Source organism: Streptomyces sp. NBC_01775, from assembly GCF_035917675.1.
GTDB lineage: Bacteria > Actinomycetota > Actinomycetes > Streptomycetales > Streptomycetaceae > Streptomyces.
Map to the genome: position 1 here is coordinate 6350642 of NZ_CP109104.1, position 17176 is coordinate 6367817.

The 17176-nt window shown below is 71.5% G+C and carries 15 protein-coding genes and 1 pseudogene; 5 read left to right on the top strand and 11 right to left on the bottom strand.

Going from position 1 to position 17176, the window contains the following annotated elements; genetic code table 11:
• Positions 1–78: 78 nt before the first annotated feature.
• The 3 genes from era to OHB04_RS28205 form a co-directional block, all read right to left on the bottom strand.
• Positions 79–1050 (bottom strand): GTPase Era, encoded by a 972-nt coding sequence (era, locus tag OHB04_RS28195; protein WP_326808570.1) that lies wholly within the window; start codon positions 1048–1050, stop codon positions 79–81.
• A gap of 94 nt (positions 1051–1144) precedes the next feature.
• Complete coding sequence (locus OHB04_RS28200; protein WP_405803563.1) at positions 1145–1522, bottom strand: cytidine deaminase; 378 nt, start codon at positions 1520–1522, stop codon at positions 1145–1147.
• Positions 1523–1591: 69 nt separating this feature from the next.
• Entirely contained in the window at positions 1592–2473 is an 882-nt protein-coding gene (locus OHB04_RS28205) for a helix-turn-helix transcriptional regulator (protein WP_326808571.1), read from the bottom strand.
• A 107-nt stretch (positions 2474–2580) separates the two neighbouring features.
• Between OHB04_RS28205 and OHB04_RS28210 the strand changes: the two genes are divergently transcribed.
• On the top strand, positions 2581–4104 hold the full coding sequence (locus OHB04_RS28210; protein ID WP_326808572.1) for an MFS transporter: 1524 nt from the start codon (positions 2581–2583) through the stop codon (positions 4102–4104).
• Positions 4105–4189: 85 nt separating this feature from the next.
• Here the strand turns inward: OHB04_RS28210 and OHB04_RS28215 are convergent, their stop codons facing one another.
• Together OHB04_RS28215 and OHB04_RS28220 are read right to left on the bottom strand one after the other, a co-directional pair.
• Positions 4190–5014, bottom strand: coding sequence for a hypothetical protein (locus OHB04_RS28215; protein ID WP_326808573.1), 825 nt, complete (start codon positions 5012–5014; stop codon positions 4190–4192).
• 119 nt (positions 5015–5133) lie between these two features.
• Complete coding sequence (locus tag OHB04_RS28220; protein ID WP_326690452.1) at positions 5134–5496, bottom strand: MmcQ/YjbR family DNA-binding protein; 363 nt, start codon at positions 5494–5496, stop codon at positions 5134–5136.
• A gap of 194 nt (positions 5497–5690) precedes the next feature.
• Here OHB04_RS28220 and OHB04_RS28225 point away from each other — a divergent pair.
• Positions 5691–6451: pseudogene (locus OHB04_RS28225) on the top strand (SDR family NAD(P)-dependent oxidoreductase).
• A gap of 187 nt (positions 6452–6638) precedes the next feature.
• On the opposite strand, the gene OHB04_RS28230 reads toward OHB04_RS28225, so the two are convergent.
• From OHB04_RS28230 to OHB04_RS28245, 4 genes are all read right to left on the bottom strand, one after another.
• The gene (locus OHB04_RS28230; RefSeq protein WP_326808574.1) at positions 6639–7973 is read right to left on the bottom strand and encodes a hemolysin family protein; all 1335 of its coding nucleotides are present in this window, start codon (positions 7971–7973) and stop codon (positions 6639–6641) included.
• Positions 7970–8470 (bottom strand): rRNA maturation RNase YbeY, encoded by a 501-nt coding sequence (gene ybeY / locus OHB04_RS28235; protein WP_326808575.1) that lies wholly within the window; start codon positions 8468–8470, stop codon positions 7970–7972. The genes OHB04_RS28230 and ybeY overlap by 4 nt, the downstream gene beginning before the upstream one ends.
• Before the next feature lie 12 nt (positions 8471–8482).
• The gene (locus OHB04_RS28240; protein ID WP_326690456.1) at positions 8483–9571 is read right to left on the bottom strand and encodes a PhoH family protein; all 1089 of its coding nucleotides are present in this window, start codon (positions 9569–9571) and stop codon (positions 8483–8485) included.
• Between the two features lie 202 nt (positions 9572–9773).
• On the bottom strand, positions 9774–10904 hold the full coding sequence (locus tag OHB04_RS28245) for a carbohydrate kinase family protein (protein ID WP_405807344.1): 1131 nt from the start codon (positions 10902–10904) through the stop codon (positions 9774–9776).
• A gap of 267 nt (positions 10905–11171) precedes the next feature.
• Here OHB04_RS28245 and OHB04_RS28250 point away from each other — a divergent pair, with 267 nt between their 5' ends.
• Both OHB04_RS28250 and OHB04_RS28255 read left to right on the top strand, forming a co-directional pair.
• Positions 11172–12506 carry a family 4 glycosyl hydrolase gene (locus tag OHB04_RS28250; RefSeq protein ID WP_326690457.1) on the top strand — a complete coding sequence of 445 codons (1335 nt, stop codon included), beginning with the start codon at positions 11172–11174 and terminating at the stop codon, positions 12504–12506.
• 181 nt (positions 12507–12687) lie between these two features.
• A complete protein-coding gene (locus OHB04_RS28255) occupies positions 12688–13485 on the top strand; it encodes an HAD family acid phosphatase (RefSeq protein ID WP_326808576.1) in 798 nt (265 codons plus the stop codon).
• A gap of 90 nt (positions 13486–13575) precedes the next feature.
• On the opposite strand, the gene OHB04_RS28260 is transcribed toward OHB04_RS28255, so the two are convergent.
• Positions 13576–13851, bottom strand: a complete 276-nt coding sequence (locus OHB04_RS28260; RefSeq protein WP_326808577.1) for a protealysin inhibitor emfourin — start codon at positions 13849–13851, stop codon at positions 13576–13578.
• A 54-nt stretch (positions 13852–13905) separates the two neighbouring features.
• The gene (locus tag OHB04_RS28265) at positions 13906–15024 is read right to left on the bottom strand and encodes a M4 family metallopeptidase (protein ID WP_326808578.1); all 1119 of its coding nucleotides are present in this window, start codon (positions 15022–15024) and stop codon (positions 13906–13908) included.
• Between the two features lie 374 nt (positions 15025–15398).
• On the opposite strand from OHB04_RS28265, the gene leuA reads away from it, so the two are divergent.
• The gene (gene leuA / locus OHB04_RS28270) at positions 15399–17162 is read left to right on the top strand and encodes a 2-isopropylmalate synthase (RefSeq protein WP_326808579.1); all 1764 of its coding nucleotides are present in this window, start codon (positions 15399–15401) and stop codon (positions 17160–17162) included.
• Positions 17163–17176: the final 14 nt, after the last annotated feature.

Here is a 17176-nt window from a genome sequence, read left to right on the forward strand (position 1 = left end):
TCAGCCCTGGAGCCCCAGCGCTGGGAGCCCAGCGCTGGGAGCCCCGAGCCAGCAAGCCCCCGGCCAGCAGCCCCGGGGCTAGAAGCCGAGCCTGCGCAGCTGCTTGGGGTCGCGCTGCCAGTCCTTGGCGACCTTCACGTGCAGGTCGAGGTAGACCGGTGTGCCCAGCAACGCCTCGATGTGCTTGCGCGAGGAGCTGCCGACCTCCTTGAGCCGCCGGCCCTTGGGCCCGATGACGATGCCCTTCTGGCTCGGGCGTTCGATGAAGATGTTGGCGTGCACATCCAGCAGCGGCCGGTCGGCGGGGCGGTCCTCGCGCGGCAGCATCTCCTCGACCACGACCGCGATCGAGTGCGGCAGCTCGTCCCGTACGCCCTCCAGCGCCGCCTCGCGGATCAGCTCGGCGACCATGACCTGCTCGGGCTCGTCCGTCAGGTCGCCGTCCGGGTACAGCGGCGGGCCCTCGGGCAGCAGCGGGGCCAGCAGGTCGGCCAGGAGTCCCACCTGGGAGCCCTCGGTGGCCGACACCGGGATGATCTCGGCCCATTCGATGCCCAGCTCCTTGCCGAGCTGGTCGACGGCCATCAGCTGCCTGGCGAGCGCGTCACCCGGCACCAGGTCGGACTTGGTGATGACGGCGACCTTGGGCGTGCGCTTCTTCAGCCCGGCCAGCTCGGCGGCGATGAAGCGGTCGCCCGGGCCGAGCTTCTGGTCGGCGGGGAGGCAGAAGCCGATGACGTCGACCTCGGCCCAGGTGGTGCGTACCACGTCGTTGAGCCGCTCGCCCAGCAGCGTGCGCGGCTTGTGCAGCCCGGGGGTGTCCACGAGCACGAGCTGCGCCTCGGGCCGGTGCACGATGCCGCGCACCGTGTGCCGGGTGGTCTGCGGCCGGTTGGAGGTGATCGCGACCTTCGTGCCCACCAGCGCGTTGGTCAGCGTCGACTTGCCCGCGTTGGGGCGGCCGACGAAGCAGGCGAAGCCCGACCGGTGCGGGGCCTCGGCCGGTGCGCGGCCTTCGGTGTCGCTGGCGGAGGCGGAGGATGCGTTCATGCCGCCCATTGTCCCCGATCCGGGGGGGCGCCCCGGCCCCCGCCCGTCGAAGCGGCGGCCCGCAGCCCCCGCAGCCCCCCGCAGACCTGGCGGGTCAGCCCGCCGTCACCGTCGAGCGGTGTGTTCCGTCCGGTCCGGCAAGCAGCACCGGTGCGGCGGGGCCGCCCAGGTCGCGCACCGTGGCCAGGTCCTCGTCCGGCACCCGCCCGGCCTCGGAGACCACCGCCGCGGCCTCCAGCGACTTCGCTCCCGAGGCCACCGCCATCGCCACGGCCGTGCGCAGCGCGGACAGCTGGAGCGAGGGCAGCTCGACCGACCCCGCCACGTACGTACGCCCCGTCTCGTCGCGCACGGCGGCGCCCTCGGGGACGGCGTTGCGGGCGCGGGCGCTGCGCGCCAGCGTGAGGATCTTGCGGTCTTCCGGGTCCAGGTCCGGACCGTCGCTGCTGTGCTCACTCATGACGGTGAGCATATGCGGTGCTCTTCGGGCCTCCTCAGCCCGCCACCTCGTGCGTGCTCGCCCCCGCCGTCTCGTCCGGGCTCAGCCCGCCACCTGACGCATGGTCGCGCGGCGTACCTCGGGCTCGGACAGCCGCTGGAGCTTCTCGGCCGTGCCGGTGCCCGGGACGGGGTTGTGCAGTACGAGCTTGAGGTCGGGGCGGGCGGGGACCTGGAGCGTCGTCGACTCGAAGTGCAGCGCGCCCACCACCGGATGGTCCAGCTCCTTGCGCAGCTGGCCGGGCCTGCGCACATCGCCCTGCGCCCACAGCGTCCTGAACTCCTCGCTGCTGTTCAGCAGCTCGTCGAGCAGGATCTGGAAGCCCTCGTCCTGCGGCCACTCGGCGAGCGAGGCCCGCAGCTGGCCCACGACGTTCGGTGCGTTGCGCTCCCAGCTCATGGCGCGGGCGCGGTAGCGGTCGTCGCAGAAGAAGTTGAGGATGCAGTTGTCCTGCTCCTCGATGCCCATCGTCAGCCGGGCCGTCTCGTTGAGCCCCACGGCGTTCCAGTACGGGTCCAGGATGTGCGCCGGGTAGGGCAGCCAGCTGTCGATCAGTCGCTGCATGCCGTCGCACAGATAGTCGCGGTCGTACTCGGACTCGGGCAGCGGCGGGTTGAGCCCCGAGAGGATGTACAGGTGCCGCCGCTCGGTGCCGTTCATCCGCAGCACCCGCGCGACAGCGTCCAGGACCTGCGGGGAGACGGTGATGTCCCGCCCCTGCTCCAGCCACTGGTACCAGGAGGCTCCCACGCCCGCGAGGACGGCGACCTCCTCGCGGCGCAGGCCGGGCGTACGCCTCCTCGGTCCTCCTTGGGGCAGCCCCGCCTCGGCGGGGGAGACCCGGGCACGGCGCGAGCGCAAGAACGCGCTCAGCTCCCGTCCCCGGTCCGACTTGGGTGTATGTGTCCTCGCGGGACCGGTCACGCTGTTCCCCCTCTTTGCTCGTGGCACGAGCGTCCTGACTGGTGGTGCGACCACCACGATAAACAGCGGCTCCCCACGATCTGTTCCGCGCCAGCAGTCTCTTGTGCATGCCAAGCGCCACTTCAACCACTGCTTCCGCGCCTGCTTCCGGGTCCGCTTCCGGGTCCGCCTCCGCGCCTCCGCGGGCGTCCTCGCGGGCGTCCTCGAAGACGGACACCTCCACCCGCTTCACACCGCGCGAGACCCTGGTACTCGTGGTGCTCTGCGCCTCGCAGTTCCTGGTCGCGCTGGACTTCTCCGTACTCAACGTCGCCCTGCCCGTGCTCGGCCCCGACCTGGGCCTGGGCGAGGCCGGGCTCCAGTGGGCGGTGACCGCCTTCGCGCTGCCCACCGGCAGCTTCCTGCTGCTCTTCGGCCGCCTCGGCGACCAGCTCGGCCGCCGTCGTACGTTCCTGGCGGGCCTGGCCCTGTTCACCGTCGCCTCGGTGATAGCGGCCACAGGCGTGAACGCCGCGCTCTTCCTCGCCGGCCGCGCCCTCCAGGGCCTCGGCGCCGCGGCGCTCGTACCCACCGGCATGGCGCTGATCACCACCTCCTTCGCCGAAGGCCCCAAGCGCACCAAGGCCCTCAGCATCAACGGCTCCTTGATGGCGCTCGGCTTCACCGTCGGCATGGTCCTCGGCGGCGTGCTCACCGACACCCTCGGCTGGCGCTCGACCATGGGGCTGCTCGGCGTCGGCGGCGTCCTGGTGCTGCTGGCGGCACCCCGGCTGCTGACCGAGAGCTGGGGAGAGCGCACCCGCCTGGACGTACCGGGCGCGCTGGCGGTGACGGGCGGGCTGTTCGGCATCGTCTACGGCCTGTCCACCGCGGCCGAGGAGGGCTTCACCCGGCCCGACGTGCTGATCGCGCTGCTGGCGGGCGTCGCGCTGCTCGCCGTGTTCATCCGGGTGGAGGCCCGCAGCCCGGAGCCGCTGCTGCCGCTGTGGATGCTGCGCCGCCCGAACGTGGCCTTCGGCAATCTGGCCGGGCTCGCCACCGTGTCGATGATGACCGCCGTGGTCTTCCTCATGACGCTCTACCTGCAAGACCTGCTCGGCGTCACCGCGCTCGTGACCGGGCTGATCTTCGGAGTGCAGGGCCTGGCCTCCATCGCGGGCGGCGCCCTCGCCCCGCGCCTGGCCCGCCGTATGGGCACCTCGCGCACCCTCGCGCTGGGTCTCCTGGGACAGGCAGTGCTGACCGCCGCGCTGCTGGGCATCGGCCCGGACTCGGGGGTGTGGCTGGTCGTGGTGGGTCTGGCGCTGGCCAGCGCGCTGCACCTGGTGGCCGTCGTCTCCTATGGAGTGACGGCGACCTCGGGCCTGGCCGACGAGGACCAGGGCCGCGCGACCTCGCTGGTCACCAGCGCGATGCAGGTGGGCATGGCCCTTGGTATCCCGCTGCTGAGCGCCCTGTCCGTCGGCTGGGCCGGGACGCTGCGCGAGGGCGGGGTCTCGGCGGACGAGGCCACGCTGGGCGGCATCCGGCTGGGTGTGGGCGCAGACGTCGTCGTCCTGCTGGCCGTCGGCGCACTCGTCGCCCTCACCCTGGGCCGCCGCAGGACGGTGCCGCAGGGCGCCGGGAGCTGAGGGCGCCGCTGAGGGCCCCGGGAGCTGAGGGTGCGGGGCGCGGCTGCGGCACGGCTCCCGTGCGCCGGGCCGGGCAGGCCGGGTGTCAGCCGCCCTGCTCGGCGGGCACCGTGGGGGAGGGAGTCTTCCCGGCCGTCGCCTCCTGGAGGCGCCTGAGCGCGGCCTTCGCCGCGTCGGCCGTCAGCTTCTCGTCGCCCTCGCCGGCGGAGAGCACGGCGAGCCCCGTGGTGCTCTGCCCGGCGCGGGCCAGCACCAGGTCCAAGGCGACGTCCGAGCCGTCGGCCGGTCCGCCCTTGGCCTTGCCGCGCAGCTCGGCGCCCAGGCTGTCCTCGCCCAGGAACGAGCCCTTCAGCGCCGAGACCGTGAAGTCGATCACGACCGAGTTGTTCTTGGTGCTGAACTTCGTGCAGCTGTCGCGCACGCTCTTGAAGGTGCTCATGGCCCGGATCGCGGCGGTGCCGTCGTACGAGGCGACGTCGCCGGCGAGGTAGGGGCCCTTCTCGCCCTTGGCGTAGTCGCGCGCCGCGTCGGTCCTCGCCTCGCGGTCGGCGAGGTCGCCGCCGAGCGCGTTGAACAGCTGCTTGCAGTTCCGGTCGCGGGTGCTCAGGTCGTCGGGGGCGTCACCGGCCAAGGTGGTGTCGTCCAGGTCGGCGGCCTTCCACCCGGCGGGCAGGTTGCCCGGCGCGAGCAGGGCGCTGGTGGCCTGCCGCTCGGTGAGCCGGCCCTTGCCGCCGGAGGGCGAGCCCGACGGGGCGCCGGACTCCTCCGGAGCCGAAGCCGAGGCCGAGGGCGAGGGCGAGTCCCCGCCCGGTCCGGAACCCGACTCCTCGTCGTCGCCGCACCCCGCGGCGGACAGCAGCAGGGCGGCGGCCAGCGCGGTGGCGGCGTATGGGCGGCGGGCGTGGAACACGGCGGTGTGCCTCTCGACGGCGGTCTTCCCGGACCCCCAGCTTCAGCTTCGGCACCCGCTTCGGCACCCCGCCATGCCCCCTCGACACCCGAACAGGTGACGGACGGACCGGGCGGGGCTCAGCCGCGGTCGAGCAACAGCCGCTCCGCGCGCGGGAGTTTGGCCACGACCAGGTCGTAGGAGTCCTCGATCATCTCGCGCACCATCCGGTCCGACAGACTGCCGTCGAGCGTGACCGTGTTCCAGTGCCGCTTGTTGAGATGCCAGCCCGCGCGGATGGCCGGATGCGCCTCGCGCAGCCGTACCGCGATCTCCGGCTCGCACTTCAGGCTCACCCGGAGCGGGCTCTCGTCCAGCGAGCTGAACGAGAAGATCTTCTCCTTGACCTTGAACGTGGAAAGCTCCGGGTTGCCGGGAAAGGGAAAGTCCTCCCAGGCACCGTTCAGTTCGAGACAGGTCGCTCTCAGCTCGTCGGGCGTCATGGGCCCAGCGTAGGTCCGCGACGCCCAGCACCCGCGCCCAGCACGCGCACCCAGCTCCCAGTACCCGTTCCCAGTGCCCGTTCCCAGCGCCCGCGTCCAGCACGCGCACCCAGCGTCACCCCCGGAGCCGGACGGACACTTGACTTCGAGTGAACTCCAGCCGCTAGCCTCCGCGCCGGAGGAGAGGGGGAGCGATGCGACGCTTCGAGGGACGGGTGGCGTTCGTCACCGGGGGTGGGCACGGCATCGGGGCGGCGGTGGCCCGACGGCTGGCCGACGAGGGCGCGGCCGTCGCTGTGACCGACATCGACACCGACGCCGCCGGACAGGTGGCACAGGAGCTGACGGAGCGGGGGGACCGGCCGCCGCGTACCACTGCGACGTGACGCGGCGCGACACGGTCGACGGCGCCGTGGCGGAAGCGGCGCGGCGGTTCGGGCGGCTCGACGTCCTGGCCCACACGGTGGGCCACAATCTGGCCGGGCTCGCGGAGGAGGAACCGACCGACGAACAGTGGGCCCGGCAGTACGACTTCACCCTCACCGGCACGGTGCGCTGCGTGCGCGCGGCCTTGCCGAAGTTCGCCGAGACGGGCGGCGGAGCGGTGGTGCTGGTCGGCTCGATGAGCGGGCTGGTGGCCTTCGGTACCGATCCGTACGCGGCGGCGAAGGCGGCGCTGGGCAACCTCGTCCGCAACCTGGCGGCCCGGCACGGACCGGACGGCGTGCGGGTCAACATGGTCGTGCCGGGGACGGTGGCCACCCGGGTGTGGGACGACCGGCCCGGGGCCCTCGACGAGCTGAGCCGGCTGTATCCGCTGCGGCGGGTCGGGCAGCCGGAGGACATCGCCGCCGCCATGGCGTTTCTCGCCTCCGACGACGCCGCGTGGATCACCGGCGTCGCCCTGCCGGTCGAAGGCGGAATCCTGACCGGCCCGGGCCACCTCATCGGCTGAACGTGCGGGCCGGGGCACTACGGTCTGTCCGGCGGATCTTTCTGTTGCCCTCTTTCCTGGTGCCGAGCAGGGGCTGCCCCTGGCTGCGCTTTGCAGAGCGCGGGTGCTTTTCGGGCTGGTCTCGCAGTTCCCCGCGCCCCTTCCGGGTTCGCCCCGGTGCCGGGCACGCATGATCCGCCGACACGCACTAGCCCTCCCGCGTGGCCGCGCTCTCCGCGCCGTTCGTCATGACCGGCTCGCGGACCGGCTCGACGAGTACCGTGACGATCTTGTTGCGCCGGCCGGCCGGGGACTCGGCCGTCAGGCGCAGGCCCGTCAGCGTCGGGTCGGAGCGGTCCTCGGTGACATCGACCGTGGTCGTCGCGCCCGCGATGGGCACGCGGCCCAGCGACTTGGCCAGGAGGCCGCCGACGGTCTCGACGTCCTCGTCGTCCAGCTCCAGCCCGAACAGCTCGCCCAGGTCGCCGATGTCGAGCCGGGCCGTGACGCGGTAGCTGCCCTCGCCCAGGTCCTCGACGGGCGGCAGCTCCCGGTCGTACTCGTCGGTGATCTCGCCGACGATCTCCTCCAGGATGTCCTCGATGGTGACGATCCCGGCTGTGCCGCCGTACTCGTCGATCACCACCGCGACGTGGATGCGGTCCTGCTGCATCTCGCGCAGCAGGTCACCCGCGTTCTTCGTGTCCGGCACGAACGTCGCGGGGCGCATGGCGGTGGAGACCAGCTCGCCCTCCGCGTCCCGGTTGATGTGCACCTTGCGGGCCAGGTCCTTGAGGTAGACGATCCCGACCACGTCGTCCTCGCTCTCGCCCACCACGGGGATGCGCGAGAAGCCCGAGCGCAGCGCCAGCGTCAGCGCCTGCCGGATGGTCTTGAATCGCTCGATCGTGATCAGGTCCGTACGCGGGACCATCACCTCGCGCACCAGCTTGTCGCCGAGCTGGAAGACGGAGTGCACCATCTTCCGCTCCTCGGCCTCGATGAGCGACTCCCGCTCCGCGAGGTCCACCATGGCGCGCAGCTCCGCCTCGCTCGCGAACGGGCCCTTGCGGAAGCCCTTGCCGGGTGTGAGCGCGTTGCCGAGGAGGATGAGGAGCTGGGGGACGGGCCCCAGGATGCGGGCCAGCGGCACCAGCACATAGGCGGCGGCCGTGGCGGTGTTGAGCGGGTGCTGGCGGCCGATGGTGCGCGGGGAGACGCCGATGGCGACATAGCTGACGAAGACCATCACCCCTATGGCGATGACCAGCGCCTCCCAGTTCTCCTTCACGGTGCGCAGGCAGTAGTAGGTCACCAGCGCGCCCGCCGCCACCTCGCAGGCCACGCGCAGCAGCAGCGCGAGGTTGAGATAGCGCGTCGGATCGGCGGCGACGGCCGCCAGCTTGGCGCTGCCCTTGCGGCCCTGGCGGACCGCCTCCTCCGCGCGGTAGCTCGTCGTACGCGCCAGCCCTGCCTCGGCGCAGGCCGCCAGCCAGGCGACGATCACCAGCAGGACGGCCGCCGCGACCAGCTGCGTGGTCACGAGGTGGTCGTCGGGGCCGGCGAGGGCCCGGTCAGTCCGTGCTCGGCGCGCCAGCCGTCCACGATCGCGGCCTGGAGGCCGAACATCTCCGTCTTCTCGCTGGGCTCCTCGTGGTCGTACCCCAGCAGGTGCAGCACCCCGTGGACGGTGAGCAGCTGGAGCTCCTCGTCCATGGAGTGCTGCGTGGGCGCCTCGGCGCCCTGCTTCTCGGCGACCTCCGGGCACAGCACGATGTCCCCGAGGAGGCCCTGCGGGGGCTCCTCCTCGTCCCGGGAGGGCGGGCGCAGCTCGTCCATCGGGAAGGACATCACGTCCGTGGGCCCCGGCAGATCCATCCACTGGAGATGCAGCCGCTCCATGGTGTTGCTGTCGACGACGATCACCGACAGCTCGGAGAGCGGGTGGATGCGCATCCGTGTCAGGGCGTAGCGGGCGATGTCGAGCAGTGCCCGCTCATCGACCTGGCGGCCGGATTCATTGTTGACGTCGATCGACATGGCGCGGGTCGGTTACTTCCTCTTGCTGTGGCCACGGTGCGGCGGCCCGCCGTTGCCGTTGCCCGCCACGGGGGCGGACGCGCGGGCGGTCTCCTGGGCGCTGTCGTAGCGCTCGTAGGCGTCGACGATACGGCCCACGAGCTTGTGGCGGACCACATCCGTGCTGGTGAGCTGCGAGAAGTGCACATCCTCGACGCCTTCCAGGATCTCCTGGACCTGGCGCAGCCCGCTCTTCGTGCCGCCCGGAAGGTCGATCTGGGTGACGTCGCCCGTGATGACGATCTTGGACTCGAAGCCGAGGCGGGTGAGGAACATCTTCATCTGCTCGGGGCTGGTGTTCTGCGCCTCGTCCAGAATGATGAACGCGTCGTTCAGCGTGCGTCCGCGCATGTACGCCAGCGGCGCGACCTCGATCGTCCCGGCCGCCATCAGGCGGGGGATGGAGTCGGGGTCGAGCATGTCGTGCAGCGCGTCGTAGAGCGGGCGCAGATACGGGTCGATCTTCTCGTAGAGCGTGCCGGGCAGGAAGCCGAGGCGCTCGCCGGCCTCGACCGCGGGGCGGGTCAGGATGATGCGCGTGACCTGCTTGGCCTGGAGCGCCTGGACGGCCTTGGCCATGGCGAGGTACGTCTTGCCCGTGCCGGCGGGGCCGATGCCGAAGACGACCGTGTGCTTGTCGATCGCGTCCACATAGCGCTTCTGGTTGAGCGTCTTGGGGCGGATCGTGCGGCCACGGTTGGAGAGGATGTTCTGGGTGAGCACCTCGGCGGGCGTCTCGTCGGCGGCGCCCGTGCCGTTCTCCTGGGCCCGCAACATGGAGATGGAGCGCTCCACCGCGTCCTCCGTCATCGGCTGGCCGGTGCGCAGCACCAGCATCATCTCGTCGAACAGGCGCTGGACGAGGGCGACCTCCGCGGCGGCGCCGGTGGCGCTGATCTCGTTTCCCCGGACGTGGATGTCCGTCTCGGGAAACGCGTTCTCGATCACGCGCAGCAGGGAGTCTCCTGAGCCCAGCACCGTCACCATCGGGTGCTTGGCAGGCACGGTGAAGCGGGCGGTTTCCTGCCCGGATCCGGCCTTTGATGGGGTTGTCTGCGTCATGGGCGGCCTCTGGGGCCTGCTCATCTCCCTCTCTGCGCCGCTGTTCTACCTGCCCCCAGAGTACGACGCCCCACTGACAGCGCCTCCCGCTTTTCCGCGGACAGCGCCCTCCCGCTCTGCTGTTCCCCGGGCCGGCGCGGCTCCGCCATCGGGCAGGCACAGCTCCGCACCCCGGCGGGCACAGCTCCGCACCCGGGGCGGGTCAGCCCGTCGGAGGGCGGAAGCCGAGCGTGGGAACGGCCCTGCGCGGCGGGGCCGAAGGGGCGCAGGCGGTGAGGATGCGGTCCAGGAAGGCGTAGCGCGCGCCGTCCCCCTGCGGGCCCTCGCGCCCCTGGCCCTCCTCGCACCGGTGCGTCCGCCACCACGCGGCGATCTCCGGCCAGCCCGGCGCCGAGAGCGAGCCGCCGAACTCCTGCACGGACAGCGCGGCGGTCAGCCCCGCGAACGCCAGCCGCTCGGCCAGTGACCACCCCGCGAGGCTGCCGGTCACGAAGCCCGCCACGAAGACATCGCCGGCACCCGTCGTATCCAGCGCGTCCACGACGATCCCCGGCACGTGCGCCGTCTCGCCGGTGCGCCCGTCGGCCGCGTACGCCCCGTCCGCGCCCATCGTGACAACGGCCAGCGGAACGTACGAGGTCAGGGCGTGGGCGGCGGCGCGTGGGGAGTCCGTACGGGTGTAGCGCATGGCCTCGGCGGCGTTCGGCAAGAACGCCTCGCAGTCGGGCAGCTCCGCCAGCGCCGCCAGGTCCCAGCGGCCCGTCTCGTCCCAGCCGATGTCGGCGAAGATGCGGCTGCCGCGCCGCGCCGCCGTCGCGATCCACTCCTGGGGACGTCCGGGCACCAGCGAGGCGACACACGCGCCGGCCTGGGGCGGGCACTCAGGCGCGTCCGGGTCGTAGGCGGTCGCTGCGCTCCTGGGCGGTGCCTCGTGGCCGTGCGAGATCATCGTGCGCTCGCCCTCGTAGGCCATGGAGACCGTCACGGGCGAGTGCCAGCCGGGGACGGTGTGCGAGAGCGACAGGTCGATGCCCTCGCCGTGCTCCAGCACCTCGCGGCAGTAGTCGCCGTACATGTCGTCGCCGAACGCGGCGGCCAGCGAGGTGCGCAGGCCGAGGCGGGCCAGCGCGGTCGCCATGTTCGCGATGCCGCCGGGGCTGGAGCCCATGCCGCGCGCCCAGGACTCGGTGCCGCGCACCGGGGCCGAGTCGAGCCCGGTGAAGATGATGTCGAGGAAGACCGTCCCGGTCAGGTACACGTCGCAACTGGGCCCGTCCGCCGGGCGCACCGAGGCGAGCGGGTCGAACAGAGGGGCGGGTCGTGCGCCTTGCACATGTGGTGACGCTCCGTGCGGGGCGCCCCGTCCGTGGGAGGGGATGTGCCCGTGGGTGGGGACGTGCCCGTGCGGGGGAATGTGCCCGTGCGCGGGGACCTCGCCGGATCCGGCGGTCCTACGCCTGCTCACCGTGCTCACCGTGCCTTCCCCGTTGCCTGCCCGTCTCCGCACGCGGCTGCCGTGCCGCCCGCCACAGTGCGGTGCCACCGACCATAGTCGGTAGCGATCCGGGACAGGATCGCCCCGTGCGGTACGTTCCGGCCCATGAGGCTGACGATTCTCGGCGGGGGCGGATTCCGCGTCCCCCTGGTCCACCGCGCGCTGCTCGACGAGGCGCGGCGGCGGCCGGCGGACGCCCCCGGCCGCTGCACCGAACTCGTGCTGTACGACACGGACCGTGACCGGCTCGCGGTCATCGCCTCCGTGCTGGCCGCGCAGGCCGAGGACGTGCCCGGCGCGCCCTCCGTACGGCTCGCCGAGGACCTGGACGACGCCTTGCGCGGCACGGACTTCGTCTTCTCCGCGATCCGGGTGGGCGGCACGGCGGGACGGGTCGCGGACGAGCGGATCCCGATGACGGAAGGCGTGCTGGGGCAGGAGACGGTCGGCGCGGGCGGCGTGCTGTACGCGCTGCGCACGGTGCCGGTCGCGGTCCGTATCGCCGAGCGGGTGCGGGCCGTGGCACCGGATGCCTGGGTCATCAACTTCACCAACCCCGCCGGGATGGTCACCGAGGCCATGGCGCGGGTGCTGAGGGAGCGGGTCATCGGGATCTGCGACTCGCCCGTCGGCCTGGTGCGCAGAGCGGCGCGGGCCGCCGGCGCCGACCCGGACACCGTCGAGTTCGACTACACCGGGCTCAACCACCTGGGCTGGCTGCGCTCGTTCAGGGAGCCCGGCGGCGCGGACCTGCTGCCGGGGCTGCTGGCGGACCCCGCGGCGCTCACCTCCTTCGAGGAGGGGAAACTCTTCGGCAGCGAGTGGCTCCAGGCGCTGGGAGCGCTGCCGAACGAGTACCTGCACTACTACTACTTCCGGCGCGAGACCCTCGACTCCGTCCGCACGGCGGCCGAGACCCGGGGAGAGTTCCTCGACCAGCAGCAGGGCGGCTTCTTCGCCCGCGCGGCCCAGGACCCCGCCGCCTCGTACGCGCTGTGGGAGCGCACCCGGCTGGAGCGCGAGGAGACATACATGGCCGAGAGCCGCGAGGCCACCGGGGGATGGCAGCGCGACAGCTGCGACCTGGACGGCGGCGGCTACGACCAGGTGGCGCTCGCGCTGATGCGCGCCATCGCGCGCGGGGAGCGGGCCCGGCTGGTGCTGAACGTGCCCAACGGCCGCACGGTCCCCGCGCTTTCGCCGGACGCGATCGTGGAGACCGTGTGCGAGGTGGACGGCGAGGGGGCGCGCCCGCTGGCCGCCGCGCCACTCGGGGAGGCGGAGCTGGGGCTGATGCTCCAGCTCAAGGCGGTAGAGCTGGCCGCCGTCGAAGCCGCGACGAGCGGCTCCCACCGCGCCGCGCTACGGGCCCTCGCCCTGCACCCCCTGGTCGACTCCCCGGCCGTCGCCGCCCGCATCCTGGAGCGCGCGGGGCACTGAGCGGCGGGGGGCCGAGCGGTGGGGCACTGAGGGCTGGGGGCCGAGCGGTGGGGAGCGGGTGCAGGTTTTTACGGACTGTTGAATCTTCGCGCGTAGATGGGGACTTGGGCGCGCTGTTACGGTCCCCGGGTTCTCATGCCCCTGCCAACCACTTCCGGCGCCCGCCGACGAGGAGTCGCGCATGTCCCGTTCCCTCAGAACCGCACTGCCCCTGGTGACCGTCGCCGCGCTCGCCGGCACGGCGCTGTTCGGTATCGGCCAGGCCACCGCCGAGCACTCCGTCCCCGCCAGTGACAAGGAGATCCCCAATCTCGATCAGGTGAAGACGAAGATCGAGGCGTACTACGGGGACATCGAGACCGAGGACGGCGAGCACTACGCCTCCCCGCGCGGCAACTACGCCAAGCAGGTGCGCGGCATCGCCGCCGACGCGCGCAAGGACATCGAGCGCGACCTGGACAAGTACGGGAAGGCCGCGCACGGCGGGACGAAGAACAAGCCCGCCGTCGTCCTCGACGTCGACGACACCACGCTGCTCACCTACAACTTCGAGCTGCGTGTGGGCTACCACTTCAGCCAGGAGGCGCAGGACGAGTACCTGCGCACCACCGACATGGACCCCGTCTTCGGCATGCGCGAGCTGGTCAACTGGGCGCACAAGAAGGGCGTGACGGTCTTCCTCCTGACCGGCCGCAAGGAGTACCAGCGCGAGTGGAGCGTGCGGAACCTCAAGAAGGTGGGCTACCGCAATCCGGTCGACAAGGCGCACTTCTTCCTCAAGGACGAGAAGAACCCGCCCCCGTACCTGGAGTGCGGCAGCGAGTGCACCACCGTGGAGTACAAGTCGGGCACCCGCGCGCACATCGAGAAGCAGGGCTACGACATCCTCGCCAACTTCGGCGACCAGTACAGCGACCTGAAGGGCGGCCACGCCGCCAGGAAGGTCAAGCTGCCCAACCCGATGTACTACCTGCCCTGACCGTCGGTCCGGACGCAGCGGTCCGGACGCAGCGGTCCGGCGCTGCCTCGGACGGAGCGGGCCGCTCCCGGCCTCCCGGTGCGGGAGCGGTCAGGCTCCTTCCTTCAGCACCTTTCTGACCACCTCGCGCTGCGACTCGGTCAGCTTGGGGTCGGCGCAGTAGGCCGTGCCGCCGGTGCTGTCGTCGACCTTGATCTCGTAGTGGAACCCGTCGGGCACGCCCATCGGCGGCTCGCCCAGGCCCTCGCGGAGCGCGTCGCGGACCAGTGCCGCGATCTCGGGGGCGTCGGGGTGCCCCGTGGTGTCGAGGGTGGCCCGGCGAGTGAGCCCGCCGAAGCCACCCGTGCGGGTAACGGTGATACGCATACGGCCATCCTGGCCGCCATCCGGCCCCGCGTTAAGTGACCGGGCGGGCGGACGTCAGTTTCCGGCCGCATCCTGGGATGACTGGGGCGATACGCCCACCTCGGACCAGCACTTGAGCACGGCCTCCCGCTCCGCGCTGCTCTCGCCGTAGCGGCTGCTCGCCGACTCGGCGGTGGCGGCGGCGAAGGCCGCGAAGTCGCAGGTCGTCGACAGCTTGCCCGAGGTGAGGGTGTCGTACCAGATCTGCCCGGCGCGCTCCCAGGCGTGCCCGCCCAGCTCCACGGCCAGCTGGTAGAAGGCGTGGTTGGGGATGCCGGAGTTGATGTGCACGCCACCGTTGTCGGTGCCCGTGTTGACGTAGTCCTCCATCGTGGCCGGCTGCGGGTCCTTGCCGAGCACGTCGTCGTCGTAGGCGGTGCCCGGTGCTTTCATCGAGCGCAGCGCCTCGCCCTCGACCTGGTCGGTGAACAGCCCGGCGCCGATCAGCCAGTCGGCCTGGTCGGCGGTCTGGCTCAGTCCGTGCTGCTTGATGAGCGAGCCGAAGACGTCGGAGACCGACTCGTTGAGCGCGCCCGACTGGCCGAAGTACTCCAGGTTGGCGGTGTACTGCGTGACGCCGTGCGTCAGCTCGTGGCCGATCACGTCCACGGGCAGGGTGAAGTCGCGGAACAGCTCGCCGTCGCCGTCCCCGAAGACCATCTGCTTGCCGTCCCAGAACGCGTTGCCGTACTCCTCGCCGTAGTGGACCGTGGCGTCAAGCGGCAGCCCCGAGCCGTCGATCGAGTAGCGCGCGTAGGCGGACAGGTACAGCTCGAAGGTGGCGCCCAGGCCCGCGTAGGCGCGGTTGACGGAGGCGTCCTTGGCGGGCTTGCTGCCCTCCTCCCTGACCTTCTTGCCCGGGAGGGTCTCCTTGTTCTTCGCGTCGTAGATGGTGCGCTGCGGCTTCTGGTCCGCCTCGGTGCCGGGGGTGGGCCGGGAGGGGGCCAGCGCCGAGTGGCGGATCGTGGTGACCCGGCGGCGGGTGCGCTGGGAGGCGTCCTGCTCCAGCGTGCGGCGGGCGCGCCCGGAGAGCGTCTCGTTCTCGCCCCGGGAGAGCCGGTCGAGGAGGTGCGGGGGCACGATCGTGCAGAAGACAGGATGGAACTGCTGCGAGTGCGCGGGATGTGCGTCCATAAGACGCAATGTGGCACTACGTCATCGCTGTGTCACCGGGCGCTGCCAGAATTCGCACAAATCGTTGTTGAACGGCCCTTCCGCATGCGCATCTCCTGCCGATGCGGTATCCCGCATGGTGATACGCCCCTGTCGGCTCGTGGGGCCTCCGTTATGCTGCGGACATCATGCGTTTCGGGCTGCTTCTTCTTAGCTGCCGCGGCGAGGGTCTGTAGCCGTACCAAGGCCGACCCCCTCCCCGCGGAGTTCCGCGCTGTCCGGTCGGTCCCCGAAACCCTTTCGCCCCTCGCCCGAGCGAAGCCCCCGATCCTGAGCCTCATCACCTCACCGGAACGCGGCGAGCTGTGCGATCCGTCACAGGAGCCCTACGCGTTATGACCTCTCACGCCTCCATCGGCCGAGCCACCCCTTACACCGCGGGCGTCGTACACCAGCGCCCATCAGGGATGCCCATCCACAAGTACGGGCAGTACGAAGCGGTCGACATTCCCGACCGCACCTGGCCGGGCAACCGCATCACCCAGGCCCCCCGCTGGCTGTCGACCGACCTGCGCGACGGCAACCAGGCGCTGATCGACCCGATGTCCCCGGCGCGCAAGCGCGAGATGTTCGACCTGCTGGTCCGCATGGGCTACAAGGAGATCGAGGTCGGCTTCCCCTCCTCGGGCCAGACCGACTTCGACTTCGTGCGCTCCATCATCGAGGAGGGCGCGATCCCCGAGGACGTGACGATCTCCGTCCTCACCCAGGCCCGCGAAGAGCTGATCGCGCGGACGGTGGAGTCCCTGGTGGGGGCGCACCGCGCCACCGTCCACCTGTACAACGCCACCGCGCCCGTCTTCCGCGAGGTCGTCTTCCGCGGCTCGCGCGACCAGGTCAAGCAGATCGCCGTGGACGGCACCCGACTGGTGATGGAGTACGCCGAGAAGCTGCTGGACGACCGGACCACCTTCGGATACCAGTACAGCCCGGAGATCTTCACCGACACCGAGCTGGACTTCGCGCTGGAGGTCTGCGAGGCCGTCATGGACGTCTGGCAGCCGGAGGAGGGGCGGGAGATCATCCTGAACCTGCCCGCGACGGTCGAGCGCTCCACGCCCAGCACCCACGCGGACCGCTTCGAGTGGATGGGCCGCCACCTGTCCCGGCGCGAGCACGTATGCCTGTCCGTACACCCCCACAACGACCGAGGTACCGCGGTCGCCGCGGCCGAGCTGGCCGTGATGGCGGGCGCCGACCGCGTCGAGGGCTGTCTGTTCGGGCAGGGCGAGCGCACCGGCAACGTCGACCTGGTCACCCTGGGGATGAACCTGTTCAGCCAGGGCGTCGACCCGATGATCGACTTCTCGCAGATCGACGAGATCCGCCGCACCTACGAGTACTGCAACCAGATGGAGGTCCACCCGCGCCACCCCTACGCGGGAGACCTGGTCTACACCGCCTTCTCCGGCTCCCACCAGGACGCCATCAAGAAGGGCTTCGAGGCGATGGAGATCCGCGCCGCCGAAGCGGGCAAGACCGTGGACGACATCGACTGGGCCGTGCCGTACCTGCCCATCGACCCCAAGGACGTCGGCCGCTCCTACGAGGCCGTCATCCGCGTCAACTCGCAGTCCGGCAAGGGCGGCATCGCCTACGTGCTCAAGGGCGAGCACAGCCTGGATCTGCCGCGCCGGATGCAGGTGGAGTTCTCGAAGACCATCCAGGAGAAGACCGACGCGGAGGGCGGCGAGGTCACCCCCGCAGACATCTGGTCGATCTTCCAGGACGAGTACCTGCCCGCCGGGAGCGGCGGCTGGGGCCGCATCGCCCTCAAGGGCGCGCAGACCTCGACCACCAGCGAGGGCAAGGACGCGCTGACGGTCGAGGCCATTGTGGACGGCGAGTCCACGGTGCTCAGCGGCACCGGGAACGGCCCGCTGGCCGCCTTCTTCGACGCGCTGCACGGAATCGACGTGGACGTACGCCTGCTCGACTACGTGGAGCACACGATGAGCGAGGGCGTCGGCGCACAGGCCGCCGCCTACATCGAGTGCGCGATCGACGACAAGGTGCTGTGGGGCGTGGGCATCGACGCGAACATCGTCCGGGCCTCGATCAAGGCCGCGGTCTCCGCCGTGAACCGCGCGCACCGCTGAGAACTCGCTCCCGG

Bases quoted from the DNA above. Each gene is read 5' to 3' on its own strand.
- era (WP_326808570.1), bottom strand. From the start codon at position 1,050: ATGAACGCATCCTCCGCCTCCGCCAGCGACACCGAAGGCCGCGCACCG.
- OHB04_RS28200 (WP_405803563.1), bottom strand. From the start codon at position 1,522: ATGCTCACCGTCATGAGTGAGCACAGCAGCGACGGTCCGGACCTGGAC.
- OHB04_RS28210 (WP_326808572.1), top strand. From the start codon at position 2,581: ATGCCAAGCGCCACTTCAACCACTGCTTCCGCGCCTGCTTCCGGGTCC.
- OHB04_RS28220 (WP_326690452.1), bottom strand. From the start codon at position 5,496: ATGACGCCCGACGAGCTGAGAGCGACCTGTCTCGAACTGAACGGTGCC.
- ybeY (WP_326808575.1), bottom strand. From the start codon at position 8,470: ATGTCGATCGACGTCAACAATGAATCCGGCCGCCAGGTCGATGAGCGG.
- OHB04_RS28240 (WP_326690456.1), bottom strand. From the start codon at position 9,571: ATGACGCAGACAACCCCATCAAAGGCCGGATCCGGGCAGGAAACCGCC.
- OHB04_RS28250 (WP_326690457.1), top strand. From the start codon at position 11,172: ATGAGGCTGACGATTCTCGGCGGGGGCGGATTCCGCGTCCCCCTGGTC.
- OHB04_RS28255 (WP_326808576.1), top strand. From the start codon at position 12,688: ATGTCCCGTTCCCTCAGAACCGCACTGCCCCTGGTGACCGTCGCCGCG.
- OHB04_RS28260 (WP_326808577.1), bottom strand. From the start codon at position 13,851: ATGCGTATCACCGTTACCCGCACGGGTGGCTTCGGCGGGCTCACTCGC.
- OHB04_RS28265 (WP_326808578.1), bottom strand. From the start codon at position 15,024: ATGGACGCACATCCCGCGCACTCGCAGCAGTTCCATCCTGTCTTCTGC.
- leuA (WP_326808579.1), top strand. From the start codon at position 15,399: ATGACCTCTCACGCCTCCATCGGCCGAGCCACCCCTTACACCGCGGGC.